Genomic DNA, 26,775 nt, shown 5'->3' with positions numbered 1-26,775 from the left:
CCGATGAAACCGATCCGTTTCTTCCAATCGATTCAAGCCAAGCTGATTGTTATTTATTTGCTGATGATTTTGGTCGCGCTCCAGCTCATCGGGGTTTATTTTATTAAGACGCTGGAAACGTCGCTCAAAAACGAGTTTATCGAGAACCGGAACTCGCAGGCGCAGCTGCTCGCGCAGTATGCGGAGACATACCTGACGGAAAATCAGGAGAATAAAAACTCGGACACGACCAAGAAATCGTATGCCGATCTGAATGATTTTGTAAACAGCCTCTTCGCGACGAGCAAAGCGGAGATCCAGATTATCGATGCGAACGGTGTCGTGCTTACGACGACAAGGCCGATGAACCAATCGGTCGTGAACAGCAAAAATACGCAGACCGAAGTAACGCGGGCGCTGCAAGGCATTAAGGATAACCAGCGTCTGTTCACCGACTTCGACGGCGTCCGCAAAATGATTATCGCCAAGCCGATCGGCTCGGGCGTCAAGGTGCTTGGCGCCGTATACATCATTGCTTCGATGGACGATGTCTACAAAACGCTAACCCAGATCAATAACTTCTTCATCTCCGGTACATTAATCGCGCTCGCGCTTACGGCTGGGCTCGGTGTGATTTTGTCGTCTACGATTACGAACCCGATTAAGGCCATTACGAGACAGGCTACGGCCGTAGCCGAAGGCCGATACGAATATGAGGAAAAAATCCGGGTGATGGGCGAGGACGAGATCGGTCAGCTCGGCAATACGTTCAATTTCATGATGGAGCGGCTGCGCGAGGCGTTATCGCTGAACGAAGAGGAGAAGGAAAAGCTCGCTTCGATTTTGTCCAACATGAACGACGGGCTGATCGCCACGGACGACCACGGGCGCGTCATCGTGATCAACCGGCGGGCGAAGCAGATCCTGCAGGTTAACGAGGATACGACGCTCGGCATGCCGCTTGGCGAGCTGCTCGGGATGCAGCAGGAGAAGATGCAGGTGCTGGAAGGCACGGAGGATCATTCGACGATGCTGCATCTGTATCATGAGGCCGAGGAAGATCCGCTGTTCGTCAAAGTGACGTATACGACGATTCACAGCAAGGGCAAAGGCTCCGCCGGGACGATCGCGGTGCTGCAGGATGTCACCGGTCAGGAGAAGCTCGAACAAGCGCGCCGGGAATTCGTTGCGAACGTATCGCACGAGCTCCGGACGCCGCTTACGACGATCAAGAGCTATCTCGAAGCGCTGGAGGACGGAGCCTTGGAAGAGCCGCAGCTTGCGGGCAAGTTCGTCAATGTGGCGAGGAACGAAACGGAGCGGATGATCCGGCTCGTCACGGACCTGCTGCAGCTGTCCAGGCTCGATTCGAAGCAGGCGATTATTAGCAAGGAAACGACGGATGTGACCGAGATGCTTGATGAAGTGGGGGATCGCTTCTCTTTTCAACTGGAGCAGCGCATGATCGCCATCGAAATCGACGTCGAGAAGCACGTGGACGAAATTATGCTGGACCGCGACCGGATCGACCAAGTGCTCGACAACCTGGTATCCAATGCGATCAAATATACGCCGGAGGGCGGACATATCCGCATTCATGCGGGCCGGAGAGAACACGCTGTGCTGGAAATTTCCGTGCAGGATAACGGCATCGGGATTCCGCGCAAAGATTTGAGCCGGATCTTCGAACGCTTCTACCGGGTAGATAAAGCCCGTTCCCGCAGCATGGGTGGGACAGGTCTCGGCTTATCGATTGCCCGGGAAATAGTGAAGGCGCACGGCGGCACCATTCAATTGGAGTCGGAGCTCGGGCAAGGGACGCGGGTAACGTTCACGCTGCCGTATCAACAGGAGGAGGCGGCCGTATGATCGAGAAACTGAAAACCGCCGCGCTGACGCTGCTGGTGCTGCTCAGTTTGCTGCAAAGCTACCTGCTGGCTTACAGCTATCCGAAATACGACCCGGTCAAGCCGGAGGAATACGTGAAAACCGACATCCTCGGCACCCATGCGTCCTTGAAGGATATGCTGTTTCCGGATCAGCTGGTGCTGCATCTGGGCAATCAGCAGCATACGGTGCTCTACCCGAATACCGTGAAGTACAATGAAGTGATGGAGATTTTGAAGCAGCGGTTTTTGGAAGGGTTCCGGAAGACGAACGTCGCTTCGCTCGGCTTTAACTGGGACGATGTGCGGAATAAGCAGCAGGGAGTCGAGATCCGGTTCCGCGACGGGCTGCCGATGAACGTTCTGCAGGAGGTTATGCAGCTGAAGGGCGATCTGCAGGGCGAGAACGACTTGATTACGCGCATCTGGATTTTTGCCAAGGATACGAACGAGGTCAGAGCGATTCTGTTTACGGATACGGCGAATACGGTATACGAAGCGATCAAAGCCGACTTTACGGTAAAGGATATCGAGAAGTTCGTGCAGGCGGACGAGTCGTTCACCCCTTATAAGGCGATGAATGGGGATTATTATTTGCCGATGAAGCCGCTGACGATCCCGAGCTTCAAGATGACGTATACGCAGTTTACGGCGGATCAATTGAAGCGTACGTTTTTTGTCGATCCGACGCTGACGCGCAATGTGACGGAGCGGGACGGCTCAGAGATCTATACGGACGGAAAGCGCGGGCTGAAGCTGAGAAACGAGCAGCACTGGATGACGTATACCGATCCGGTGGCCGCGACGGAGAACAACAAGGTCGATTTGCGCGAGAGTCTGTTGTCGGCCGTACAGTTCATCAACCAGCATGGGGGATGGAACGGCAAGTACGGGGTGCAAAAGGTACCGCAGCGGCTGCTGCCGGGCAGTCAGCAGTATGTGTTCCGGCAATACTACGATTCGTACCCGGTCATCAATACGCGCAACGAGAATACGGGCTTTATGAAAATATCGCTGCAAAAAGGCATCGTAGCCAGCTACGAGCGTTCGCTGCTTACTCCCGATCTGCGAAGCTCTGTCCGTACCGAAGTGCAGTTGGCGGGCGGAGAGCCGCTGGAGCAGAAGCTGGCCGCGTTCGCCAAAAAGGCGCGGGTGTATTCGATCTTCCCGGCTTACCGCATGGTCGTGACGGAGCAGGCCATGCTTCTTGTTCCGGCCTGGGTGGCCGAGCTTCAAGACGGTTCGTACGAATTTTTGGACTAAGGAGGACGCCGGCGTGGAATGGGGACGTGCCAAGACGATATTGATATTGTCCTTCCTGCTGCTGAACGTGGTGCTCGGCATCCAGCTGTGGTCCAGTCGTGCGGACCTTCTCGATCTGGAGGCGAACGCGATCGGAGCGGCGGAGGAGATTCAAAGGCTGTCGAAAAGTAAAAATATTCAGGTGCCTCCGGATATTCCGAAGGATGTGCCGAAGCTGCGGGAGATTGTTGTCCGGTTCGACGATAATTTCAATCCGGAGAAGGTGGTGCCGCTGGCGGCGCCGTTTAAATTCGATCCGTTGATCAGCAAGGGCTCGTTCCGGGACGTATTGGCGAGAACGGGCATTCCGAAGATCGAGTCGTACCAATTCGATCCGATGACGAGTCTTGGCGGTACTTATGTGTTTCACCAGTTGTACGGCACGCTTCCGATGTTCGACGTGCAGTTGAGGCTGTTCGAGAAAAACGGACAAATCACCTCCTACCAGCAGGGTTATGTGGAAGTGCAGTCTGACGGGCAGCAGAAGGAACAGAAGGTCATTACCGCCTATATCGCTTTGCGGAGTCTGATCGAGAACTATTTGCCGTCGGGAGCGGTCATTACGAGCGTCCGGCTCGGGTATCACGGACAGGTGTACAATTCACAGACGTTGAATATGTGGCCGTCCTGGCGGGTGTCGCTGGGGAATGCGGACGGAGACGTGTATTACGTTCATGCTTTGAACGGTGCGGTGGAAGGGCCGCAGAAGAGCAAAAAGTAAGCGGCTAAGGAGTTTTGAACATGGGGATACGGTTTTGTGTGCTGGGCAGCGGCTCGACGGGCAACGCCACGGTCGTTGCGACCGAGGAGGGCAAAGTGCTGATCGACGCCGGGCTCAGCGCGAAAAAGATAGATCAGCTGTTGAAGGAACGGGGCATGTCGGCCAGCGAGCTGGATGCGATTGTGGTGACGCACGAGCATGCCGATCATATTAAAGGGCTGGGTGCGGTTGCGCGCAAGTACGACTTGCCCGTCTATGCCAATGAGAAGACATGGGCCGAGCTCGACCGGCAAATCGGCGAGATTGCGGAGGAGAACCGCTGCGTGATGAAGACGGGGGAAATGCTCGAATTCGGCTCGCTGCAGGTGGAATCGTACGGCATTTCGCACGATGCGGCCGAGCCGGTCGGCTACTGCTTTTATCACGAGGAAGAGAAGTTGAGCGTCGCGACGGATCTCGGCTACATGAGCTCCAAGGTGAAGGAGAAAATTCAGGATAGCGATGTGCTCGTTCTGGAGTCCAATCACGATATCGAGATGCTGCGGATGGGCCGGTATCCGTGGAACATCAAGCGGCGCATCTTGAGCGATGTCGGCCACTTGTCCAACGAAGCGGCCGGGATCGGCCTCGTCGACGTGATGACGGCGAAGACGAAGCGGGTGTATCTCGCGCATCTCAGCCGAGACCATAACCTGATGGATTTGGCCAGGCTGACCGTGAATAGTATGGTAGAGGAGCGGCTCGCTCCGGACGATCACCGCGCCAAGCTGATGGACACGTATCATGACCGGTCGACGGAGTGGGACGTGTTGAAGGACGATTAGCCGTTCCCGGGACAAGGGAGCGGGGGATAGAATGCTTTTGGAGCCGCGAGTAAGGATCGGATCGTATTAGGTGCTTGTACATAAGCGGTTCGAGCAGGATGGCGCATGGCGAATCACAAGGGCGGCTCAAGTGAAGCTTGCTGATGGCGTGTTGGGAAAGCTCGTTGTTTTTCAGCGATCCGCAGAGTATGGTCTTAATGCCGGTGACGGTTGCCAGAGCCAGTCGGGAGTGTGGACTGATCGGACGCCTCCAGCGTGTGGACTTTGGCAGCTAATTCTTGGGCGGTGAGCAGCCCTTTTTCCAGCAGCAGCTCGAGAATGGCTCCCAGTAAAAGAGAGTTTCGGTAATGGTCTTCCTTGAGGTCTGCAAGCTTGGCGATCCAAGCGACTTCATCCAGATGAGACGATATGCGGCGGTTCGACATCTCCATCATCCTTCCTTGATCGGGTGCAGGTTATGTTCTTATTCTAGTCTAGCTTTAGGGAAATCATTCCTCTTTTTTAGTTTTTGAGATTGCCAGAGTTTAAGGTACAATGGATATAGCAGATTTTTCGGCCTCGGATGGGGTGCGGAGCGGGATGGAACAGGGGGCGGCAGCGGTGAGTTTGTTTGACGACGATTTTTATTCGACGAAGGCACCCCGAAGGGAGACTTGGCGCTTGCCGTCCGGCCGATCCGGTGTCAGGCTGCCGACGTGGCTGCTTCCAGCCGTTGGCGGGGCCGTTGTTACGGCGGCCTTGTTCATGCTGTTCGATCGGGAGGCAGGGCATGATGTGATGCCGCAGGCGGTTTCGGTGATGGCCGCGCCGTCTCCGGGAGCGTCGACCGGCGGAGGCGTCGACACTGAGCGACTGACGAGCGATTCAGTGGTAGGCGCGGCAGCGAAGGTATCGCCGACGATTGTGAGCATTATCGGCTCCCGTCGGGAGGGAGAGAAGGAAAACGCACGCGGCGGCGCGGTGGGTCTCGGTTCGGGGGTTATTTTTGCCCGGGCGGGAGATCAGGTGCGCCTTGTGACGAACAACCATGTCGTGGAAGGCTTCCAGCAGTTGGACGTCATTACGATCACCGGCGAGCGGCGTAAGGCGACGTTGGTCGGGCGCGATCAGATTACGGATCTGGCCGTACTGGAGATTGACGGAAGCGAGATCAAGCAGATCGCCGAATTCGGCGATTCGGATGCGCTCAAGCCGGGGGAGACGGCGTTAGCCGTAGGCAATCCGCTCGGACTCGGGTATGCGCCGACGGTGACCCGGGGCATTATTAGCTGGCCCAAACGGACGATTCCCGTTTCGCTTGGGAAGGACGGCGAGTTCGACTGGGAGATGGAGGTCATCCAGACGGATGCGGCCATCAACCAAGGGAACAGCGGCGGCGCCCTCGTGAATCTGGACGGCAAGGTCGTCGGCATTAACACGCTCAAGGTCGCCGATATGGGCGTAGAGGGCCTCGGCTTCGCGATCCCGATTAATCAGGCGAAATCGATCATTGAGACGCTGATCAAGGATCATAAAATCAAACGCCCTTACATCGGCGTGGTGACACAGGATTTGCAATCGTATGCGGGCATCGAAAGCTTGAAGCTGCCGTCGGATGTCAAGAAAGGCGTGCTGGTGATCGAGGCCGTCGGTCCGGGCAAGGACGCGGGGCTGAAAACCAGCGACGTGATCGTGGAGCTGGACGGCAAGCCGGTTGATGGCACGCTGGCGCTGCGCAAGTACATTTATGGGCACAAAAAGATCGGAGAAAAGCTTGCCGTCACGTATTATCGGGGAGCGAAGAAGAACACGGTTCAAGTCACGCTGGCTGAGCTAAAGGATCGTTAGTTTGATTAGGGAAAGCTGTAAGTCGCGGCCGCTTTTGGGGAACAATGAAAGCAAAGGCTGTATAGAGCGAAACGGTGTGCGATTTTATAAGGGTTAAAAGAAAAAGGGGTCTTATCTTATGCATGTAGTTTGTAAAGAGCACCTAGAGCTGGCCATCGATATGTTCGTGGACGAATACGAGGACGCGCCGGATATCGTGGACTTGGAGGAAGTAAAGTTTACAGGCTGGGACCCGCCTCCGCATTGCGAACGGTGTGCCGAGCCGGGGCGTTTCCTGGTTGTGTAGGAGTTTGTCGAGGTATGGAGATAAATATAGAATGATTGTCGGAGGGCTGGCTTGGTGCGGCCTTCCTTTTTTTTAACGATATAGAATTTATAAATTTTCAGCGAAGCTGAACAAATTCTATATCTCAAGAAAAACTTCCGTTAAACCGCGGTCGCTCATCCATGAATAGACTTCGATAGAAGTTTTTCTTATAGCTGGTTATGGTGCAGCGGCGGTGATTTTACAAGTAGAAGTCTTTGGCGTATTCAACGGCTTTGGGGATTTTGACGTTGATTCTTTGTTGGCCGCGGTCATAGGTGGCAGTATAGAGGATTCGATCTCCGCTATATACATGGTAAATGTCGGTTCGATTCACAACGGTTGTTCCTAAATCATACTGGATCGCACCGTAATAATCACGATGGTTATGAACGGATTCCGGAGCAGAGTATACTTTTGCTTTGGAATAGGTGTGTTTAAATGATCCGTTCGTCTGACCAGTCCATACGAGATTGATGAGTTTTCTTAGTTCAATGCCGACGTTAGATTGAATCTGGACGTTGGCGCGAACTTCAACCGGATTTACAATGGTAGTAGTGCCGCCATTTGGAGCGCTACACAAGAAGGAATCTTGTTCCCTTGGCCCGATAATGTCGTTGCCTTCTTCTATAACTTTATAAGGAATGGAGTACGTCGAATAGGCGTACCGCTCCGTTAGATTGCCTTGGGGAGTAAGAAGCGTCGAGTCATTTCCCTTTAACGCTTGATCAACAAAGGCAATGGCAAGGTTATTCTGACCTTGGGGCTTGCCGACAATAACAGGTACAGTTGGGGTGGCTACTTGTTCATTTGAGACGGGAGCGTTTCCCAAGTTTGGCGCTGTAGCGGCTGGGGAAGCAGCGAGTGTTAGAGCTGCGAAAGAAGCGGCCAGAATGGCAAGTATGCGGTTAAGGGCCATTGTTTTTTACCTTCTTTCGAGTAATAATATAGTTCAATTTACATAATATCACATTTGTTTCTTGTTAAGTTAAAGTTTCTTTGGAGAGAACAATGAAAAGGTGAAGAAACTCCACGACACCTCGAACAGGACAAGTAAAGGGTAGACGAGAGAGGAAGAGCAAGCGGATGAATATTCAGATTATCACTGTAGGGAAATTGAAGGAGAATTATCTGGTACAGGGGATCGCCGAGTACGTCAAGCGTTTGGGGCCGTATGCCAAGGTGCAGATTGTCGAAGTACCGGACGAGAAGGCGCCGGAATCCATGAGCGCCGCGGAGGAGGTGCAGGTGAAACAGCGCGAGGGCGAGCGCATTCTCGCGAAGCTGCACGCCGACGCTTACGTCGTGGCTTTAGCCATCGACGGGAAGCCGCTGTCGAGCGAGGAGCTCGCGCGGCAGGTGCAAGACCTTGCCACGTATGGGCGCAGCCACGTGGCTTTTGTTATCGGAGGCTCGCTGGGGCTTGCCCCAGAAGTGCTTGCACGCGCGGACCTCAAGCTGTCGTTCGGGCGCATGACGCTGCCGCACCAGCTTATGCGGCTGGTGCTGGTGGAGCAGGTGTATCGGGCGTTTAAGATAATGCGGGGGGAACCGTATCATAAGTGACGGCGAAAAATTGAGCTGAGGGCATACGGAAGTAAGCTCATCAGCTAGTGTCTAGAGAGCTGAGATAAACCGACGAAACTACCCACCATTTTCCATTATGTGATATGATGGAAGAAATATAAGCAAAAAGAAGTTAAATTTTCTAGTCCATTAGACCTATACATATTAAACGGAAGGTAGGGGTCTAACCGGGGAGATTTCCATATTTACTCCAATAATCCTCACCCTCCATATTGTACAAGTGCGTATACGAGAAAAGCATAAGGGAGGAGCGGGATTAATTACAAACCTGACTCCTGTGAACGATTGGGAAGGGGTTATGAAGAACTTGCCCCGCTGCTTCGGCTCTCGTGGTTTTTGGCAGTAGTTCGGTAAGTTCTACGTTGCAGAGCTTAACTGCAAAAACTCTAGTTGCTTTTGAAGCCGGGAATGCCGCCGGCGTCACATTTAGGCGCATTTTTCGCCGATAGACCCGTTAAGATGAACCGTATCATAAGTGAGGCGAAAATTAAGGGGGAGCGCCAGATAGGGTGTTGTGGACTAGGGTCGAACGCTGTCGTTTCAGTTTGTCAGTTGTTAATTGCCTGATGTATAACATCCTCTCTTCCCGTAAACGCTGAAAATAATCTGTTAAACGAAATGCGGAATTCGGGGGATAATACATGCTAATCGGAAGTCACGTATCCATGGGCGGCAAGGAGATGTTACTTAAAGCCAGCAAAGAGGCTGCTTCTTATGGAGCGAATACATTCCTGATATACACCGGTGCTCCACAAAATACTAAAAGAAAACCGATCTCTGATTACAAGATTCTAGAGGGGCATGCGCATATGAAAGAGCATGGAATCAGCAATATTGTTGTTCACGCTCCTTTCCTGGTCAATCTGGGGAATTCTAGGAACAATCAAGTATTCAGTCATAGCATTGCCTTTATGCGCGATGAAATGGAACGGACGGAAGCATTGGGTTCGGAACAGATTGTTATGCATCCCGGATCACACGTTGGAGAAGGAGTAGACAAGGGACTTAACAAGATCATTAAGGGGCTTAATGAAGTTCTTACCCGGAATGAAAAAGTTCAAATCTCGTTAGAGACGATGGCCGGTAAAGGCACGGAATGTGGCGTTCGCTTTGAGGAACTGGCTCGCATTATAAACGGAGTAACCAACAATGAGTGTCTTTCAATTTGCTTGGACACTTGCCACGTTCATGATGCCGGATACGATATTGTCCATGACTTTGACGGCGTGATTGATCAGTTCGATCGCATCATTGGGCTTAATCGGTTAAAGGTGCTTCACATTAATGATTCCAAGAACGAACGCGGCTCCCGTAAAGATCGGCATGAGAATATCGGACATGGACTTATAGGTCTGCAAGCCTTAGACTATATTGTTCACCATCCTCAACTTTCTAATATCCCCAAACTGCTCGAAACCCCATCTATAGGACCTATTAAATATAAAAACCCTCCGTATAAACATGAAATTGCTTTACTGAAAAGAGAGTTAACAGAACCGATAGAAAAATAAGACGCTTAGCTCGGTCCATCCGAATTTCGCGCCGCCCAATTTTCTGCCATCCAAATATCCAATAACTATTTTAGCTATTGCGCTCCAAGTAAGGTAATATGGTATAGACTACAGGGAATGAGGGCTGAAACTATGAATAAAGATGAAGTAATATTGACGCAAGAGGGCTTGGAGCAGATAGAGGAAGAACTCAACGAGCTCAAGACGGTCAAGCGTAAGGAGTTGGCGGAGCGGTTGAAAGTGGCGATTAGTTATGGCGATCTTAAAGAAAACAGTGAGTACCATTCTGCCAAGGATGATCAATCGCACATGGAAACCCGGATTTTGGTCCTGGAGCGGATGATAAAGCGGGCACGAGTCGTGAGTGCGGACAGTGTGGACTTGAATGAAGTCGGCGTAGGTTCTTATGTGATCTTGAATGATATTGAATTTGCCGAGAGGATTGAATACCGCATTGTCGGTCCGGCTGAAGCGAATGTAGCGGAGAACAAAATATCTTACGAAAGCCCGCTCGGAAAGGGTCTTTTGGGCAAAAAGGTAGGGGATATAATTAACGTAAACGCGCCGATGGGCAATCTTCAGTATGAGCTGCTCGAAATCAAAATTAGTCATAATTAGCACTTCCGTCGGCACTCCTAGGATCGATGCTATAATAACTTCCGGTTTGTTGTGATCCTGAGGGTCGGTGTCAGATCCGCCGAATATGGTGACGGTATAGGCACTCCTGTATGGTTTCGCTCGTACTGGTGAGGTCATGCATAAGTGATCAGCACAGGTTTTGACGAGATTCAATTGATGAGAATAAGTTGCAGTTGCGTTCAATAGGCAGAAGATGCCCCAATTCAGGCGAAACCTACTTGCTGCGGCGCCATGCGATTTCGCCTTTTTGGCGATAAGTGAACCGTATCACAAATAAGAGCAACTTGCTCGTTTCCTCGCAGGGCATATACAGTATCCATAAATATATAAGATAACGCAAAAATGCCTTTAAGCCACATCAGTGATTTAAAGGCATTCTCATATATGTGTCGAGACAAAATTGTAAGTTGGTTGCGGGGGCAGGATTTGAACCTGCGGCCTTCGGGTTATGAGCCCGACGAGCTACCGGGCTGCTCCACCCCGCGATAGAATAACAAAGTATAGTAACCTTTAACGTTCGCCAGATCACTTATATTACACTAATTGGTGTTAATATGCAAGCTCATTTATGGGATCTCTCTAGAGCGTGAAGTATCCTTAAGGCGAGGGTGGTATAATCACTCTAGAGTGTTGAAATCAGAAGGGTGATAGCCATGAGCGTAATACGGTTGGAGAACGTCACGAAGAAGTACGAAGAGTCTATGATCTTTCGCGACATTTATTTTCGAGTTATGCAAGGGGAACGTATCGGCCTAATCGGACGGAACGGCGCCGGTAAGTCAACGGTATTTAAGCTCATCATGGGCAAGGAAGAGCCGACGTCCGGCAGAGTAGAAATAGATCCTCAGGTGCGAATCGGATATTTTTCGCAATTCTCGGAACTCAGCGGAAGCCTGTCCGTTCAGCAAGAACTGGAAGCGTGCTTCGAGGAGGTTGCCCTTATCGAACGAGAGCTGCAAGAGGTCGGAGATAAGCTGAGCATGGTTACAGATGATCGCGAGATGAATGCGCTGTTAGCAAGGCAAGCGGAGTTATTCGAACAAATGGATCATCTCGATGGCTGGAACGTTTCCGTCGAGATTAATACGGTCCTTACGAAGTTAGGGTTTAAAGACAGATCCCGCAACCAGCCAATCGATGAGTTATCCGGAGGATGGCGTAACCGCGCGGCGCTTGCGAAGATGCTAATCGAGCTGCCTGATGTCGTTCTGCTCGACGAGCCGACGAATTACTTGGATATGGAAGGGATCGCATGGCTGGAGCAGTGGCTGTACCGATTCAAGGGAGCCATGATTCTGGTGTCGCATGATCGGCAATTTATCGACAAGGTCGTCACGCGTACGATCGAGATCGAGAACTATCATTTTCAGGAATACGAAGGCAATTACACCGATTACGTCCGTAAGAAGAAGATGCGCAAGAAGGAGCTGGACCGCCAGTTCGAGTGGGAGGAAGAGCTGCTGCTCATGGAATCCGAGGCGATCGACGATCGCGCGAACCGGAATTCCGGTTCCAAGGACCGACTCTCGCGTAAGCTGGCGGATAACAAGAAGCGGATAGAGCCGCATCCCGTTAACGTGCTGATTACCGATATCTACGAGAGGTTGCGCTTCCCGGACAAGCTATGCGAAGTGAAGAAGATCGGGCAGACATACGAGGGTAGACAGATCTTCGAGAACGTTAGCTTCGATATTCAGAAGGAAGATCGTTTGGTCATCGTGGGACCGAACGGAAGCGGGAAGTCCACACTCATTAAGGCGCTTTCCGGGCAGGAGAAGCCGGTTTCCGGGGAGGTTGTCTGGGAGAAAGGCGTTAACTATGCCTACTTCAACCGGATGTGGGAGGAACTTGATCCTAAGGATACCGTCAGCCACGCGGTGAATACGTATGGATTGGGATTGGACGCTCCGCGCAAAAAGGTGAACAAATTCCTAGCTATGCTGCAATTCTCGGAGGCGGATCTAAGCAAGGCGATCGGCAATCTGTCCGGCGGGCAGAAGGCTCGGGTGGCTCTGGCTAAGTGTCTTCTCTCGGGTGCGGCCGTTATTATCTTGGACGAGCCGACCAACCATCTGGACCTCACGAGCATACAGGTAATGGAGCAAGCTCTGATCCATTTTCCCGGCGCGGTCATTACGGTAAGCCATGATCGCTTCTTCATCGATAAGATCGGGACCAAGATGCTGACCTTCGATCCTGTAACGGGAGTGACCGAACAGAGCCTGTAAGAGAGAAGGGCTCTCTCGATACCTCTCAGCGTTGACTACAAATAGCGGCACGTTGGAGAGTATGTTCAACCATGCCTTCCCTGGACAACTTGGCCAGACGGCCAGATGGTTTTATTAGAACGGTCAAAGGGATACTTGTATGGGATTCCTGTTACACTGGAGTAGGATTGATCTATTCCGGCAGGTATGGAACGTGGGGAATTCCGGAATCAGAGGGGATACCAATGGATTGAAGTTGGTTGTAAAACCTATGTTCTGCAAAACATCTAATGATAATCACTATTTTAGTTATAAAGAAAGGTAATACTATGATAAAAGCTGAACGCTTATCCTTCTCATTTCCTCAAAAAGAACTATATAACAACATTTCATTTACGTTAGATGAAGCACAACATTGCGCTTTTATAGGAACAAGTGGTAGTGGGAAAAGTACATTGATAGATATACTGATGGACCCAGAAAGATATCTTTTCGATGGCAAATTAGAGATAGACCCCGATTGCACAATTGGATATGTAAGTCAGTTCTCGGAACTAGACAACACTAAAGAAACAACAGTTTTTGAATATATAGGAGAACAATTTATAAAGATCCAAAATGAAATTCAATCGATTTGCACGGAAATGGAAACTTCATCAGATATAGAATCTTTACTCGAAAAGTATCAATTAGCTTTAGACGCATTTGATGCAATGGGCGGGAATGATTTTGAAAGTAACATTCATAAGCAGCTAAGTCTAGCAAACCTCATGAAGCGAAGAGATCTTAAGGTAACCGACCTGAGCGGCGGGGAATTCAAACTTATTCAAGTGATAAAGGAAATGCTTAATCGTCCTGACTTAATGATTATGGACGAACCGGATGTGTTTTTAGACTTCGAAAACCTAAATGCGCTAAAAAAACTTATTAATTCTCACAAAGGAATGCTGCTAGTTGTTACGCACAGCCGATATCTATTGAATCATTGTTTCAACAAAATTATACACCTTGAAAACATGGAGATCCAAGAGTTTGATGGGCGATATATTGAGTATAACTTTTCATTACTTCAGACAAAAATTGAGTTACAAGAACTCGCAGTTGCTGAGCATGAAGAGATTGAGAGAAACGAGAACATCATCAATAATCTTAGAGCTATCGCAACTAATAATTCTGAAGCATCAAGAGGGAGAACGTTAAAAGCTAGAGTTAAATTTCATGAAAGATTGGAAGCGCGTAGAATTAAAGCACCATTTGTTGATATTAAGCAACCGAATATCAGTTTTGGTATTGATAATGAAATTGAAGATACCATTGTTGTAAATGTCAATAATTATAGTGTTGGCTTTGATGAGCTGCTTTTAGACAATGTTAACTTTGAGATAAAATCTACTGATAAAGTAGCTATTATCGGTTCAAACGGTACCGGGAAAACGACCTTACTTCGGGAGATTTTTAAAAATAATCATGATTCAATTGAAATAAATGCTGATGTTAAAGTGGCTTATTTATCTCAGCTTCAAGGTGAAATGCTAAAGGATTCTAATACAATACTAGAAGAATTCATCGATGCGGGGTTTAAAACTTATGATGAGATCAGATTGTATCTTTCCAACTATGGCTTTGAAGGAGAGATCGTTAGTCAAAAGATAGAATCTTTATCTGGTGGAGAAAAAAATATACTTCAATTGGCTAAAGTTTCTGCCAGTAAAGCTAACGTATTGCTTCTTGATGAACCGACAAGCCATTTAGATACCTATACACAAATAGCGCTGGAGAAAGCCATAAAAGAATTTAAGGGTGCAATTCTCATGATTTCTCATGATTTCTATTCTGTTGTAAATGGTATGGATTATGTTTTAATTATTGACGATAAGACGATTAGAAAAATGAGTATGCCAAAATTTAGACGGATGATTTATGCTAGTCATTTTGATAGAGACTATTTAGAAACGGAACAAAAGAAAAAATCAGTTGAAATGAAAATAGAATTGGCTTTAAAAGATACTGATTTTGAACGTGCAAAAGGATTGATTGATGAGCTGGAAGAGCTGATTAAGTTACTTTAGATTACAACCCTCGGAACCATCCAACTAGGTCTCCTATAATTCGCCTTAGAGATGATATGGAGAACCGTACCATAAGTAGGGCGAAAAATTTGAGTGACAAGAAGGGTGTAGAGACCTTCCAAAGTGTGAAGAAAGGTGCTATAGAAATATGTTTATCCCACTAGAGATAGGCTTTAGTGGGATTTTTATACCACCTAAAACGACAATGTTTCCCAATTTCATGGTATGATTGTGCTAATGGTGACGAGTTACATGTTCCATTAAAGACTCGGTTGAGTCCCTGAGTGATCAAACGAAACGAGGCATGATAACTACAAATTGGAGACTAATAAATGAGGCTTCTTTAAATAATTTACATTTTAATATTCCGAAATTAGAATCTGCCATCGGGTATGAATCCAATGATAAAAATAGCTCAGGGATTTGGAATGCATTAAAAAGAAAGTCTGATTTTGGTGAAGACATATTTCCAAAATCACTGGAGCAATTTATAGGACTAAATAATCTCAAAAACAAGCAAAAATGACTTTACAAAATCCAGCTATTCGGAGCCAAGCGAAAAATAGCTCAAACCTCAAAGTGGCGAAATAAACCTACCTGTAGGGAATTATGATTATCATAGTAGGGATGACTGACAAGCTTGACTGCAATTCCAAACACCAAAGATTGGGCTAGCAAATATTCTGAGCTTGCGAGGCAAGCTCCTTTCGCATTTTCGCCGAAAGCCCCGTTACGGTAAACCGTATCATAAATAGGGCGAAATTTATGGCTTTAACCGCTCAGGGGCGCGTAAAGGGTTTGGTTACGCAAACGGGCTAGATTAACGTGAAATGGGACTTTCTCATTCTCGTAGCATTTGCGAATCAAAACGGGATTCTTTTTATATTTATTACGCAGTTATGCTCGGCTGGAGATCCTTCATGCGCTTCTAATTCCGCATAACTCACCTAAGCCGAACGGATGACTCCAATTATTTCTTTGGGGTATTCATTAATGCTGGAGATATTGATTTATCAATATAAGTGATGCATACTGCCCCCGATAAAATGGTAAATTCACAGGATTCCGGTAGTACGCGATATAGGGCAGAATGAACGGAGGGCCATGGGTGATTGCTTTTAATGCGAAAGTCATATCGGGGTATTCGATGGGTAATGTTGTATTGGGGAGAAATATATCTGAGTATATTGATGAAATATATTCGCGGCACAGGGTTGAGCTTAAAGGATATTCCGTTCCCGATGGCGAGGTAAGATCTGCATATACATTGGATAGCACTATGACAATTGTTGTAGATTCTAGTGGCCTGATCGTCTCTATTGGCTGCAATCAAAGTTACAAGGGGCGCTATAAGGGATGTTTGTACGCCGGGCAATCGATAAGGGATATAATGGGCTTGACATCCAGGCAGCGAATTTTTAATGGTTCGCTGATCATTGATGATGACTTTGGATTTTCTTTTGTAATTCCTTCGCCTTATGATGAAGTTGCTGATGTAATAGATCACTTGCCGCTCGATTTGATTCTTAACGAAATTTATGTGGCTGACTTTTCTTCTTGGAAACCCAGATTTTCGCATGAAAGGAAGACAAAGGGGTAAAAATAAATTCTCAAGTCCCTTCTAGTCAAACGATTGCTAGCAGAGCTCAACCGGCCGCTCCGCTCCATGACAGTTATCCATCTCCTGATTCCACCTGCAGAACCGCCCCAAAAATATGTTTATGATCTACCGCGAGTGAATAAGCCGATCCAAATTTTGAATGCGTTATTGCATGAAAAATCCTCTCTCATCGTATTTTCCCGACCTATGGCTTAGAGAAGACAAAAAAGTATCCCAACATTATAATTGTTATATATATCCTATAGCGGCACTGACCGGGAGGACGGCATGCAATTTCAACCAGTGTATGATGATGGGGAATTATTTCTACCGAAGATCGAATTAAATATGACATCGAACCAATCGATTGGCATTTTAACGGACTTGAAGCGAAAGCAGCTTTTAATGAATCAATTAGTGAATCATCCCCAATATTATTTATTTCGAGTTCAACAAGGCGAGTATATGCGTTTAACGGTGGAAGAGCTAATCACTTTTCTAATCAAAGTAACGGAGAGGAATGAGCATGTCGCTCTGTTGATGGATTATTTTGCTTTAAAAGAAGAACGAAAGGTAAAAATCAAGGATCTAAGCTCATCAAAAAGGATGTATGTGACGTTGCTGCGTGTCTTTTTTGCGCATCAGCCTACACTCGTACTGGAGGAACCCTATTTCTACTTGGAAGAACAAGATCGTCGTCATTTTAAACGGATTTTAGATGACCTTTCGAAGGAAAAGCAGATTTTAATTTTAACTTCGAATTTAGAGGATGCCCTTATTTCCTGTGATGCCATTTATCGATTGAACGAATTCGGATTTCATCCATTGGATATTCGGGACTCCGAAGAGGATAAGCAGGAAGTGCAGGAACAAGATCGGGCCAATATAACCTTGCAGAAGATTTATACGAAAAGAAATGACAAAGTGATTTTATTTGACCCGCCCGAAATCGATTACATAGAAAGTATAGATGGTTCGATCCTTGTTCATGTGGGTGGGGAAAATTACGTCTGTGCTTTGACGCTAACCGAGCTCGAGCAGAGATTGTTAAATTTCGGATTTTTTAGGTGTCATCGATCCTACATCGTTAATCTGCAAAAAGTAAGAGAGATTATTACATGGACGAAGAATAGCTACAGCTTGCGATTAAATACAGGCAAAGATGCCGTGGTTCCGTTATCTCGTTCAAAATTGCAGGAATTAAAAGCACTTCTTAACATTTAATTTCCGGGGCAATATCGAACCAATCAAGCATTCCATGGTACCATTCAGGCGATTACAGCTACATTTCGGCGGGTTTTGATGGCTGGAGGCAGGCAATCTTTATATGCTTAAGGCATCAACTCTAAGGAAGTGGTGTTCATGGATGTTATCCAAGTAGAACATATTCGAAAGAGGTTTGGAAATAAGGACGCATTGGCAGATGTGTCTTTTTCCATTCCAAAAGGAGAAATTTTTGGTTTCCTGGGTCCGAGTGGTTCAGGAAAAACAACATTAATAAAGATTTTAACGGCGCAATTAAATCCGACAAGTGGACAGGCAAGTGTATTTAACCAGCCAGCGGAGATGATGCATCAGTCTGCACAGAAGATGCGCTTTGGCATTTTGACGGATAACAGTGGTCTGTATGAGAGATTAACTATAGAGGAAAATCTAGAGCTGTATCGCCAATTATATGATCTTCCCAGATCTTCGATCGATAAGGTGCTGCAGTTTGTAAACTTAAGCGGAGAGCGCAAAAAGAAAGTCAATCTCTTATCGAAAGGGATGCGTCAGCGTGTCATGTTGGCATGTGCGATTATCCATGAGCCGGAATTATTATTTTTAGATGAACCTACTTCGGCTTTAGATCCAGTAAACTCAGCACATATTTATAAAGGCCTACGCTACTTAAATGAGAATGGGACAACGATTTTTTTAACTACGCATGATATGGCTGAGGCCGAATTGATATGTAACCGCGTAGCGATTTTGTATCAAGGACAAATCCAAACCATCGGCTCACCCAAGGAACTTAAAAAACAGCATCGGGAAAACGTAGTTTGTGTTGACTTAATCCATGGGGAAGCCTACGAGCTCCCGATCGATGAGGGAACGGCCGATCAAATAGCCGCTTGGATGAAACGAGGGCTAATTGATCGATTAGAAACGAAAGAGCCAAGTCTAGGTGATATCTTCATTAAAATGACAGGAAGTGAGTTACTATGAGTATCTCATTAAAGCGTGCTCGAGCGATATTTGTGAAGGATTACAAAGAATTTTCACGCAATTATGGGGTCTCCTTTAGTCTGATTGTTCCAATTCTCTTAGCATTTCTTTTTCGAAGTGCAGGCCCGTCTTTGCCTGGAGCTGCCGGTTTTCTCCTAAATACTTCGTTTGTGTTACTAACGTGTTTAGTACAAGCATGCTTGATTGCGGAAGAAAAGGAGCGTAACACTTTACGATCATTAATGATGACTCCAGCCACGACCATGGATGTTTTAATCGGTAAAAGTACTTTAGTCTTTGTCGTGTCTGCTGTTGCTCTGGCTATTGCTACGTATATATTGGGCTATGAGCCTGCTAGTATATGGGCGTTTGTGGCAGCAATCGTTTTTTCGATTATTCTATACACAGCCGCCGGGACGATATGCGGTTTATTCTCCAAGACGGTACTTGAAGCCTCATTATCTATAATGCCTGTGGCGCTCGTATTTACGGGGGCACCATGGGGAGTGTTACTAGTGAAAGATTATCCGATCTTCAAAGTGCTGGAGTATGCACCAAGCGTTCAACTTGTGCGTTTGCTAGCTATACAAAATATAGGCTTTACGACGGGAGATTTATTAAGACCCCTCCTCATTATTTTGGCATGGACGGTTGTATTAACGATTGTGTCTGTTGTTTTGTATCAACGACGGTTAAAGGATGAATAGGGAAAAATTTACAAATGATATCGCATATTTCTACCGAGGAGGGATCAAATTCCGATGAATTTAGCCGTCAAGTGGATGCGAGAATTCAAAGACCGCGATACCCGGCATAAGCTGAAAGGCTATCGGGACAAAGCGGAGCTCGTCAGGAAACGGAATTTGGAAGCATGGGACGAAAAGCAGCTGCAAGCGGAATCTCTCCGGCTGAAAAAGGAAGCAAAATCGGGTACGCCTTTGGACGAGCTGCTTGTCGATGCCTATGCGCTAGTTTGTGAGGCAGCGAAGAGAACGCTGGGATTACAGCCTTATGATGTCCAGATCATGGCTGCCATCGCTCTGCACGAGGGATTTTTGATCGAGCAGCATACCGGAGAAGGAAAAACGCTGTCTGCTGTTATGCCTGCTTATCTACATGCGCTAACCGGCGAAGGCGTTCATGTGCTGACTTTTAACGATTATTTGGCAAATCGGGATGCGGAGTGGATGGGCCCGATCTATCGTTTCCTCGGGTTAACGGTAAAATCGGTTCAAGCGGGTATGAGCCTGTCCGAGAAACGGGAAGCGTACGCCGCGGATATAACCTATGTTACGGCCAAAGAGGCAGGATTTGATTATTTGCGCGACGCGATCGCACTAAACGAAGCCGATACCGTGCATCGTCCTTTCCACTACGTCATCGTCGACGAAGCGGATTCACTGCTTCTTGACGAAGCGCGAGTGCCGCTAGTCATTGCCGGCGAGCCGAGCTCTTCCGGCAACGACGGCATTCGTTTCGCAGAAGTGGCCAGGCAGCTCGAGCAAGATGAGCATTACGACTTCGATGAGTTCAAGCGGAACGTTTACTTGAATGAAGCGGGCTCAGCGAAAGCGGAATCGCTGCTGGGATGCGGCAATTTGTACGAAAGCCATAATAGTCATTTGTTAATATCGTTAAATTGCGCGCTGCATGCGGAATCGTTATTGAAAAAAGACGTCGATTACATCGTCCGGGACGGTAAAATCGAGCTGATCGACGAATATACCGGCCGCGTGGCGGAGAACAGGCATTTGCCGGATGGGCTGCAAGCCGCGCTTGCGGCCAAAGAAGGGCTGCAGTCGAAAGCCGGCGGGAAAATTCTCGGTACGATCACCCTTCAACACTTCCTTAGCCTATATCCGAAGATTTGCGGAATGACGGCTACCGCGCACGTTTCCGCAATGGAATTCGAAGATATTTATGGGCTGCAGGTCGTGCAAATTCCGCCGAACCGGCCAAACATACGGATCGACCTTCCGCACCGGATTTATACCCATAAAGAAGCCAAGCTTAAGGCGCTTGTACAAGAAATCTCGTCCGTCCATGCGACGGGACGTCCAATTCTCATTGGTACGTCAAGCGTCGAGGAGTCTGACGTTCTGGCGGAGGCGCTGGCGGCTGCCGATGTGCCTTGCCATGTTCTGAATGCGAAGAACGACGCAGAAGAGGCCGAGATCATCGCCAAAGCGGGAGAAATCGGCGCTGTGACGGTGTCTACGAATATGGCGGGACGCGGCGTCGACATTCGGCTTGGCGGCGGCAACCCCACGCAAGCAGAAGTTGTCGCCAAGCTAGGCGGCTTGTACGTGATTGGAACGCATATGCACCAAAGCGTGCGGATTGACAATCAGCTGCGCGGGCGATCTGGCCGCCAAGGCGACCCGGGAGCTTCCGTATTTTTCGTAAGCTTGGAAGACGAGTTGATGCTTCGGTTCGGCATCGATAAAGTGATTCCGCCCGCCTATCGCGATCTCAGGCAGGATGATGCTCTCGAGGAGTCGGTGCTCCGCAGCAATATCGCCCACATTCAGCGCGTTATTATGGGCCAAAACTTCCATATCCGCCAGGAACTGAACCGTTATTCGGATATGGTGGAGGAACAGCGGCGTATTCTATACGAGGAGCGGCTCGGAATTTTGAAAGGCGAGACGCCGATGAGCCCTTCGGAGCAGCGGGTACGGCTTTATTATATCGACAAGTTCTGGGCTGACCATCTGGCCTACGTTTCTTACATTTGCGAAAGCATCCATTTGACGAGCCTTACTAACCGCAATCCGATCGACGAGTTTCATGTGCAAATCATCCAAGCCTACGAGCAAATTCCGGCTAAAATAAATAGAGAGTCGTCAAATATGCTCGTAAAGCTCGGAGGTTCGAATGATCCGGCGAAGTGGGAAAAGTTCGGGCTGAAGAGCCCTACTTCCACTTGGACTTATACTATCAACGACCAATACATGGAGTACTTGCAGAATCCCGGTTCATGGAACCCAGGGACGATAATCGCTTATTGGATGCGCAAGATGCTGAGGCCGGTATTCGGGTGGCCAAAATTTTGATCGGGATCGCTTGGATTTCTCAATTTTATAATCGGTATAAACATGCCACTGCCGCCAAAGCTATGGCGGCTTTTGCATCATCTACTCGATTATTACTTCGGCCGTGCCTTCTTCGTAGGTATCAGAAATTTTCTAAAACAATTTTACCAATAGACCGTCCATTTTCCAACTTCTCATGTGCTAAACGCAGGTTTGCTGCATTAATGGGTTCTAGTCGTTCATTTAGTGTAGTTTTTAATTTTCCATCATCGATTAAGTCCGCCAGGTCATTCAGCAATTCATATTGTTTCATCATGTCTTCGGTATGAAACAAGGACCGTGTAAACATGAACTCCCATACAAACATTACACTTTTAGCAAACAGCAAGTCCATTTTCAGGCTTCCTGCCCAGGAAGCCTTATCCGTAGGAACGATACAGCAAATTTTACCTTGGGGGGTAATGGCCTCCGACATATTCGTCAGGTGTTGTACAGTATCATTCAAGCAGAAAATATAATCCACAGTATCTATACCAAATTCCTTGAGCTGAGGTTGGAAAGGGTTGTTGTGGTTTATTATAAAATCCGCACCCAAACTTTTGACCCATTGAGTTGACTCCGGACGCGAAGCAGTACCGATGACTGTCAAACCTGCTAATTTGGCAAGTTGCACGGCAATCGATCCTACTCCTCCAGCTGCGCCGATAATAAGTATACTTTTATTTTCATTCGCGTTTAAGCTAATTCCTAAACGATCAAACAGGCCCTCCCATGCAGTTATCGAGGTAAGCGGTAATGCGGCGGCTGCTGCGAAATCCAAACTTCTTGGCATTTTTCCTACAATTCGTTCATCAACCAAGTGAAATTCGCTATTAGTGCCTGGTCGAGCCACACTGCCCGCATAATAGACCATGTCCCCTGGTTTAAACAATTGACAGTCAGGGCCAACTTGTTCTACGATTCCAGCAGCATCCCAACCAAGAATTTTCGGTGATTCGGCTTCGTAGTTATGTTTTTCGCGAACGCCTACGTCTGCAGGGTTGACGGAGATAGCTTTTACTTTTACAAGCAAATCGCGGCCTGTAGGTTCCGGTTTATCCAAGTGCAGATCCATAAGGCTTTCCGGATCAGATATGGGGAGGTATCGGTAAGCACCGATGGCTTTCATCTTTTGGTTAGTATTCATAGGTATCCCATCCTCTCAAATAGCAAATGTTGTACAGATAGCATTGTATATCAGTCAGATTACTTTAAGTAAGTACGCATATTTTTATGGTATAGTATTAAAAATCAAACCTTTGGGAGGATAAGCTGATGGGAGACCGAAGAAACAAATATGGAATGCGTCCAGATATGCAAGCATGTCCGGTTGAAACAACGCTGGATGTTATTGGCGGAAAGTGGAAGGGGATCATTCTCTATCAGCTTCTGGACGGAACGAAAAGATTCAATGAATTCAGGCGCCTCAATCCGGGAATTACGCAGTTTATGCTCACATTGCAGTTAAGAGAGCTCGAACGGGACGGCATCATTCATCGCAGGCTATTTTTTTTGCCGTTAAGCCGGTTACGGGGAACCTTATCAATTGTAAGTACATGTGATATAAGGGGTTTATTCTAAGTTGGCTAGTATATTGATTCATGCTTTTAAATCATCATAAAAGTTTTAGATAATTAGTTCTTGTGTATACTATAAACATTCACATGTTACTTGCCCGTTTCGGGCTGAAATTGTTATATGGTGCAACGCTTGTAAGTATTCTCTCTGCAATAATCATCGGTATATATTCTGAAGCTGTTGGTGCTTAATAGAAAAGGGAATGAGCTTAAGCTAGAAGATAGCTTGAGCTTTTTATTTGTTATAAAAACAAACACATGTTCTTATTTGAGGCCAGAATTGGATAAATGGGGGCGTTTGCATTTCTTCAGAATTTCTTTAGAAATACTTTAATAGGCTCTTTAGATATTTTAAGTAGTATACTTTTATCGACAGCATCAAGAAGAGCAACACGGAGTTATGGCAATGATTATAGGAATTTTCATATTTGTGATCTTTAAAAGTCAGAAAAGGAGCAAAACGTGATGAATACAGTGCTTGTTGTCGATGACGATTCAGAAATTCGGGATGTCATTCATGTATACTTGCGAAACGAAGGATATCGCGTTGTAGAAGCTGTGGACGGTCTGGAAGCGCTAGATGTATTAAAATCAAACGCTGTCCATCTAGTTATCTTGGATGTGATGATGCCCCGAATGGACGGCATCAAAACTTGCCTCAAAATCAGGGAGGCTTCGACAATCCCCGTTATCATGCTCTCGGCCAAAGAAGAAGATATTGACAAAATTACGGGTCTTACTACCGGTGCGGACGATTACGTAGCGAAACCCTTTAATCCGTTAGAATTGCTGGCTCGAGTCAAAGCCCAGTTAAGGCGGCAAACGTTCTCGGCAAAAGGATCAAACGATTCCCTAATCCGTATTCAAGACCTTGTTATCGACAAGGCTAAACATTCCGTAACCATGAATGGCAGCGAAATTTCACTAACGCCACTGGAGTTTTCCATTTTACAATTGCTCGCAAGTTTCCCAGGGCAAGTGTTTAGCGCCGATAAAATCTACGAAAGCGTATGGAATGAACCGTTCGGATATTCGGATAATACGGTAATGGTTCATATTCGGAATTTGCGTGAGAAAATTGAAGATCGCCCAAGAGAACCTCGATATATTAAAACCGTTTGGGGAGTAGGGTATAAGATTGAAAAATAAATTATTTAATCTAATAAAAGGAAAAAGAAGTATTCGCGCCGAAATGTTCTGGACGTTCGTTTTTAGTCTCATTATTGCGTCTTTTATGGCTTCCTTTGCTGCGAATTTTATAAACCAATCTCAAATAGCATATCAACTTCGACTTTTGCCGCTTATTATTTTTGGAATAGCCTTTATTTTGTCGTTTTATTTGTTGACTCGCCGTGTGGTTAATTTTCTTATCGCTTTGGCTGACGGGCTTCAAATCATTTCCGAAGGTGATTTGAATTATCGGGTACCCGATACTAGGAAAGATGAACTAGGTCGGGTTGCGCTTAACATCAATATGATGACGGAGAGGCTACAGCGGCAGATTGAAAAAGAACGTCAAATCGAAAGCTCTAAAATGGAGCTGATTACTGGCGTTTCCCACGATTTACGTACACCACTTACGAGTATAATTGGCTATTTAGATTTACTAAGAACGAATTCATTTCAAGACAAAGATGAATTTACACGGTTTGTTCAAAATACGTATAACAAAGCCATCCATTTAAAAAAGTTGATTGACGATTTGTTTGAATATACACGTCTCACGTCTACCGCCATCCAATTAAACCTAAAGACAATTGATGTTCATCAACTTCTCGTCCAGATGCTGTTTGAATTTGAGCCAATTGCTCAGGAAAACGGAATCCAAATCATTAAAGAGATAGGTCATACTCCTGTTATTGCTTTGATCGACAGCGGAAAATTTTCAAGAGCTATCGATAATCTGCTGATAAACGCCCTCAAGTATGCTATTAAGCCGGGGCCTATTCACGTTTTATTAAAGTCGGACGATCATCGATTTTTCATTGAGATCGAAAATGAAGGCCAGCCCCTTACGCAAGAACAAGAAAACAAACTATTTGATCGTTTTTATAAAGTTGATCATTCACGGAGCAGCGAAGGCATTCAGACTGGAACGGGATTAGGACTTTCCATCGCCAGAAATATTATCGAACTGCATGGAGGAACTTTAACACTGGCACATAAGAAGGGTACTTTTGTTTTTACAATGGAGGTTCCGTTCAGAAATTGTTTAGATTGGAGAAAGGATGATAGAAATGCCAAAGAATAACCAGGCTTGTCCTCCTGTCGGTTCTATTAGAGGAGATGGTCGCTATCCTATCGACCTGACGGGTCCTCGCAGTCACACGCTTGTCATTGAGCCCGGTGTGGGCAACCTCTCCATTGGACCGTCGCAATTGGGCAAAAAGGCAGATCTTCACGTCGCGCCCGATGCGCAAGTCGATTGGACCGTATTCAATGCCTTCGCCACGCCGGCCGGCTCGCCCTGGCCGCGATTTCTGCGCTATACGGGCAGCGACGCGGGCTTCTTCGACTGGGCGCAGGAACGCCCCATTGAAGAAATGGCATGGGTTCCGATCCTGCCAGCAGACACGGTGGCGGACGCCAGTCAGTCCATTGTGCATGGCCTGCATATCGAACTGGACCAGTCGGGGAGCCGTTTGCACCTGAAGCTTCCGAAGCGGGAGGTCTTTGAATATTTCCGCCTGAGTGTGGCCGGCGATCTATCACGCTTCTCGGCCACTGGCGATTTGCCATATTCTCTGACACTGGCGCCGCGCACCAGCCGACGCAAGAGTGCTGCCGCCTTTTTGCTGCCCGACATGGGTGAGTTGCATCAGGTCACGAGCCTGACGCTCCGGAACGCGCCGCTGGGACAGCCGATCTCGCTGGAGTGTCTGAACCGGTTCCCAAACCTTAGCTCGTTGAGTTTGTGGGGGAACTTCTGCGACTTGGACTTGCTGGCCCATCATGCCCGGCTAACGAATCTGGAGCTGCGCTTTATGCCAGATCTGGGGGACTTGCCGCCCTTGAGCGCATGGCCACTGCTTGACAGATTTATCGCTTACAACGTGGAAGAGATCGCGGGCAAGCGCCTAAAGCAGCAAATGAAAGCACGCGCTAAAACCCGCCCGTGGACCGATCATGCTTCAGTGAGCCAATTGCGAAAGCCTGAGTGGTGGACGACCGAGTATGGCCGTCCGTTCTCGTCCTGGCCTAAACGTCTGGCCAAGCTGGCTAACGAAGCTTACGACATTGCACAGGCAACCTTGGCCCAGGCCCGCAGCTTTGCCGATGCCGAGGCAGCCATTACCGCCTTCACCGTACGCTTCAATACCCTTAAAGGCATCGAAACCACTGAACGTGAAGACCTTGGTGAAGCAGTATGGCAACTAAGCCAGTCTGACCACCTGATCGGCCAGCCTATACCAGAGGAGATGGCTCAACGCTGGTTCGATGCAGCGCGCGATTACTGAAT

At 47.5% G+C, this 26,775-nt stretch carries 23 protein-coding genes, 1 tRNA gene and 1 pseudogene; 21 read left to right on the top strand and 4 right to left on the bottom strand.

The features are described from left to right. The first annotated feature begins 3 nt into the window (after positions 1-3). The 4 genes from walK to QMG93_RS19315 are packed head-to-tail and all read left to right on the top strand — an operon-like array spanning position 4 to position 4,712. The gene (gene walK, locus QMG93_RS19330; RefSeq protein WP_281939274.1) at positions 4-1,848 is read left to right on the top strand and encodes a cell wall metabolism sensor histidine kinase WalK; all 1,845 of its coding nucleotides are present in this window, start codon (positions 4-6) and stop codon (positions 1,846-1,848) included. Beyond that, on the top strand, positions 1,845-3,128 hold the full coding sequence (locus QMG93_RS19325; protein WP_163852883.1) for a YycH family regulatory protein: 1,284 nt from the start codon (positions 1,845-1,847) through the stop codon (positions 3,126-3,128). The genes walK and QMG93_RS19325 overlap by 4 nt, the downstream gene beginning before the upstream one ends. A gap of 13 nt (positions 3,129-3,141) precedes the next feature. After that, positions 3,142-3,888: a two-component system regulatory protein YycI gene (gene yycI / locus QMG93_RS19320; protein WP_010501538.1), complete on the top strand. Its 747-nt coding sequence runs from the start codon at positions 3,142-3,144 to the stop codon at positions 3,886-3,888. Positions 3,889-3,908: 20 nt separating this feature from the next. Beyond that, positions 3,909-4,712, top strand: a complete 804-nt coding sequence (locus QMG93_RS19315) for an MBL fold metallo-hydrolase (RefSeq protein ID WP_108532511.1) — start codon at positions 3,909-3,911, stop codon at positions 4,710-4,712. A 194-nt stretch (positions 4,713-4,906) separates the two neighbouring features. On the opposite strand, the gene QMG93_RS19310 is transcribed toward QMG93_RS19315, so the two are convergent. Beyond that, complete coding sequence (locus QMG93_RS19310; RefSeq protein ID WP_281939267.1) at positions 4,907-5,137, bottom strand: hypothetical protein; 231 nt, start codon at positions 5,135-5,137, stop codon at positions 4,907-4,909. A 175-nt stretch (positions 5,138-5,312) separates the two neighbouring features. Here QMG93_RS19310 and QMG93_RS19305 point away from each other — a divergent pair, with 175 nt between their 5' ends. Together QMG93_RS19305 and QMG93_RS19300 are read left to right on the top strand one after the other, a co-directional pair. Then, entirely contained in the window at positions 5,313-6,539 is a 1,227-nt protein-coding gene (locus tag QMG93_RS19305) for a S1C family serine protease (protein ID WP_281939265.1), read from the top strand. 118 nt (positions 6,540-6,657) lie between these two features. After that, positions 6,658-6,825, top strand: a complete 168-nt coding sequence (locus QMG93_RS19300) for a CxxH/CxxC protein (RefSeq protein WP_010501530.1) — start codon at positions 6,658-6,660, stop codon at positions 6,823-6,825. A 220-nt stretch (positions 6,826-7,045) separates the two neighbouring features. On the opposite strand, the gene QMG93_RS19295 is transcribed toward QMG93_RS19300, so the two are convergent. After that, positions 7,046-7,762 carry a hypothetical protein gene (locus tag QMG93_RS19295; RefSeq protein WP_281939262.1) on the bottom strand — a complete coding sequence of 239 codons (717 nt, stop codon included), beginning with the start codon at positions 7,760-7,762 and terminating at the stop codon, positions 7,046-7,048. A gap of 167 nt (positions 7,763-7,929) precedes the next feature. Here QMG93_RS19295 and rlmH point away from each other — a divergent pair, with 167 nt between their 5' ends. From rlmH to greA, 3 genes are all read left to right on the top strand, one after another. Beyond that, positions 7,930-8,409: a 23S rRNA (pseudouridine(1915)-N(3))-methyltransferase RlmH gene (gene rlmH / locus QMG93_RS19290; RefSeq protein ID WP_281939260.1), complete on the top strand. Its 480-nt coding sequence runs from the start codon at positions 7,930-7,932 to the stop codon at positions 8,407-8,409. Positions 8,410-9,071: 662 nt separating this feature from the next. Beyond that, positions 9,072-9,941, top strand: a complete 870-nt coding sequence (locus QMG93_RS19285; protein WP_010501526.1) for a deoxyribonuclease IV — start codon at positions 9,072-9,074, stop codon at positions 9,939-9,941. A 132-nt stretch (positions 9,942-10,073) separates the two neighbouring features. After that, complete coding sequence (gene greA, locus QMG93_RS19280; RefSeq protein ID WP_281939257.1) at positions 10,074-10,559, top strand: transcription elongation factor GreA; 486 nt, start codon at positions 10,074-10,076, stop codon at positions 10,557-10,559. Positions 10,560-10,988: 429 nt separating this feature from the next. On the opposite strand, the gene QMG93_RS19275 is transcribed toward greA, so the two are convergent. Further along, positions 10,989-11,065 (bottom strand) — tRNA-Met (locus QMG93_RS19275). 168 nt (positions 11,066-11,233) lie between these two features. Between QMG93_RS19275 and QMG93_RS19270 the strand changes: the two genes are divergently transcribed. From QMG93_RS19270 to QMG93_RS19235, 8 genes are all read left to right on the top strand, one after another. Further along, on the top strand, positions 11,234-12,808 hold the full coding sequence (locus QMG93_RS19270; protein ID WP_063182378.1) for an ABC-F family ATP-binding cassette domain-containing protein: 1,575 nt from the start codon (positions 11,234-11,236) through the stop codon (positions 12,806-12,808). A gap of 308 nt (positions 12,809-13,116) precedes the next feature. Beyond that, positions 13,117-14,856 (top strand): ABC-F family ATP-binding cassette domain-containing protein, encoded by a 1,740-nt coding sequence (locus QMG93_RS19265; protein ID WP_281939253.1) that lies wholly within the window; start codon positions 13,117-13,119, stop codon positions 14,854-14,856. Positions 14,857-15,160: 304 nt separating this feature from the next. After that, positions 15,161-15,382, top strand: a complete 222-nt coding sequence (locus QMG93_RS19260) for a hypothetical protein (RefSeq protein WP_281939251.1) — start codon at positions 15,161-15,163, stop codon at positions 15,380-15,382. 582 nt (positions 15,383-15,964) lie between these two features. Next, positions 15,965-16,456: a hypothetical protein gene (locus tag QMG93_RS19255; RefSeq protein WP_281939249.1), complete on the top strand. Its 492-nt coding sequence runs from the start codon at positions 15,965-15,967 to the stop codon at positions 16,454-16,456. Positions 16,457-16,744: 288 nt separating this feature from the next. After that, complete coding sequence (locus QMG93_RS19250; protein ID WP_281939247.1) at positions 16,745-17,680, top strand: LytTR family transcriptional regulator DNA-binding domain-containing protein; 936 nt, start codon at positions 16,745-16,747, stop codon at positions 17,678-17,680. A 138-nt stretch (positions 17,681-17,818) separates the two neighbouring features. Continuing rightward, positions 17,819-18,664, top strand: coding sequence for an ATP-binding cassette domain-containing protein (locus QMG93_RS19245; protein WP_281939245.1), 846 nt, complete (start codon positions 17,819-17,821; stop codon positions 18,662-18,664). Next, positions 18,661-19,371, top strand: a complete 711-nt coding sequence (locus QMG93_RS19240) for an ABC transporter permease (protein ID WP_281939244.1) — start codon at positions 18,661-18,663, stop codon at positions 19,369-19,371. The genes QMG93_RS19245 and QMG93_RS19240 overlap by 4 nt, the downstream gene beginning before the upstream one ends. Before the next feature lie 54 nt (positions 19,372-19,425). Then, the gene (locus QMG93_RS19235) at positions 19,426-21,720 is read left to right on the top strand and encodes a DEAD/DEAH box helicase (protein WP_281939243.1); all 2,295 of its coding nucleotides are present in this window, start codon (positions 19,426-19,428) and stop codon (positions 21,718-21,720) included. 121 nt (positions 21,721-21,841) lie between these two features. On the opposite strand, the gene QMG93_RS19230 is transcribed toward QMG93_RS19235, so the two are convergent. Next, a complete protein-coding gene (locus tag QMG93_RS19230; RefSeq protein ID WP_281939242.1) occupies positions 21,842-22,885 on the bottom strand; it encodes a zinc-binding alcohol dehydrogenase family protein in 1,044 nt (347 codons plus the stop codon). Between the two features lie 128 nt (positions 22,886-23,013). Between QMG93_RS19230 and QMG93_RS19225 the strand changes: the two are divergent. The 4 genes and pseudogenes from QMG93_RS19225 to QMG93_RS19210 form a co-directional block, all read left to right on the top strand. Continuing rightward, positions 23,014-23,247: pseudogene (locus tag QMG93_RS19225) on the top strand (winged helix-turn-helix transcriptional regulator); the annotation flags it as partial. Between the two features lie 533 nt (positions 23,248-23,780). Further along, on the top strand, positions 23,781-24,464 hold the full coding sequence (locus QMG93_RS19220) for a response regulator transcription factor (protein ID WP_281939241.1): 684 nt from the start codon (positions 23,781-23,783) through the stop codon (positions 24,462-24,464). Continuing rightward, on the top strand, positions 24,454-25,566 hold the full coding sequence (locus tag QMG93_RS19215) for a sensor histidine kinase (protein WP_281939240.1): 1,113 nt from the start codon (positions 24,454-24,456) through the stop codon (positions 25,564-25,566). Before QMG93_RS19220 ends, QMG93_RS19215 begins: the two co-directional genes overlap by 11 nt. Next, positions 25,553-26,773, top strand: a complete 1,221-nt coding sequence (locus tag QMG93_RS19210; protein ID WP_281939239.1) for a hypothetical protein — start codon at positions 25,553-25,555, stop codon at positions 26,771-26,773. The genes QMG93_RS19215 and QMG93_RS19210 overlap by 14 nt, the downstream gene beginning before the upstream one ends. The last annotated feature ends 2 nt before the right edge of the window (positions 26,774-26,775 follow it).

Source organism: Paenibacillus tyrphae (assembly GCF_027925525.1).
GTDB lineage: Bacteria > Bacillota > Bacilli > Paenibacillales > NBRC-103111 > Paenibacillus_G > Paenibacillus_G tyrfis_B.
The sequence above is the reverse complement of the archived record's forward strand: the minus strand, read 5'-3'. Positions and strand labels throughout refer to the sequence as shown.

Coding starts and splice junctions, on each gene's coding strand:
- rlmH (WP_281939260.1), top strand. CDS start 7,930: ATGAATATTCAGATTATCACTGTAGGGAAATTGAAGGAGAATTATCTG.
- QMG93_RS19270 (WP_063182378.1), top strand. CDS start 11,234: ATGAGCGTAATACGGTTGGAGAACGTCACGAAGAAGTACGAAGAGTCT.
- QMG93_RS19310 (WP_281939267.1), bottom strand. CDS start 5,137: ATGTCGAACCGCCGCATATCGTCTCATCTGGATGAAGTCGCTTGGATC.
- QMG93_RS19245 (WP_281939245.1), top strand. CDS start 17,819: ATGGATGTTATCCAAGTAGAACATATTCGAAAGAGGTTTGGAAATAAG.
- QMG93_RS19250 (WP_281939247.1), top strand. CDS start 16,745: ATGCAATTTCAACCAGTGTATGATGATGGGGAATTATTTCTACCGAAG.
- QMG93_RS19300 (WP_010501530.1), top strand. CDS start 6,658: ATGCATGTAGTTTGTAAAGAGCACCTAGAGCTGGCCATCGATATGTTC.
- QMG93_RS19210 (WP_281939239.1), top strand. CDS start 25,553: ATGCCAAAGAATAACCAGGCTTGTCCTCCTGTCGGTTCTATTAGAGGA.
- QMG93_RS19260 (WP_281939251.1), top strand. CDS start 15,161: ATGATAACTACAAATTGGAGACTAATAAATGAGGCTTCTTTAAATAAT.
- QMG93_RS19230 (WP_281939242.1), bottom strand. CDS start 22,885: ATGAATACTAACCAAAAGATGAAAGCCATCGGTGCTTACCGATACCTC.
- QMG93_RS19240 (WP_281939244.1), top strand. CDS start 18,661: ATGAGTATCTCATTAAAGCGTGCTCGAGCGATATTTGTGAAGGATTAC.
- greA (WP_281939257.1), top strand. CDS start 10,074: ATGAATAAAGATGAAGTAATATTGACGCAAGAGGGCTTGGAGCAGATA.
- walK (WP_281939274.1), top strand. CDS start 4: ATGAAACCGATCCGTTTCTTCCAATCGATTCAAGCCAAGCTGATTGTT.
- QMG93_RS19295 (WP_281939262.1), bottom strand. CDS start 7,762: ATGGCCCTTAACCGCATACTTGCCATTCTGGCCGCTTCTTTCGCAGCT.
- QMG93_RS19325 (WP_163852883.1), top strand. CDS start 1,845: ATGATCGAGAAACTGAAAACCGCCGCGCTGACGCTGCTGGTGCTGCTC.
- QMG93_RS19285 (WP_010501526.1), top strand. CDS start 9,072: ATGCTAATCGGAAGTCACGTATCCATGGGCGGCAAGGAGATGTTACTT.
- QMG93_RS19220 (WP_281939241.1), top strand. CDS start 23,781: ATGAATACAGTGCTTGTTGTCGATGACGATTCAGAAATTCGGGATGTC.
- QMG93_RS19315 (WP_108532511.1), top strand. CDS start 3,909: ATGGGGATACGGTTTTGTGTGCTGGGCAGCGGCTCGACGGGCAACGCC.
- QMG93_RS19265 (WP_281939253.1), top strand. CDS start 13,117: ATGATAAAAGCTGAACGCTTATCCTTCTCATTTCCTCAAAAAGAACTA.
- QMG93_RS19235 (WP_281939243.1), top strand. CDS start 19,426: ATGAATTTAGCCGTCAAGTGGATGCGAGAATTCAAAGACCGCGATACC.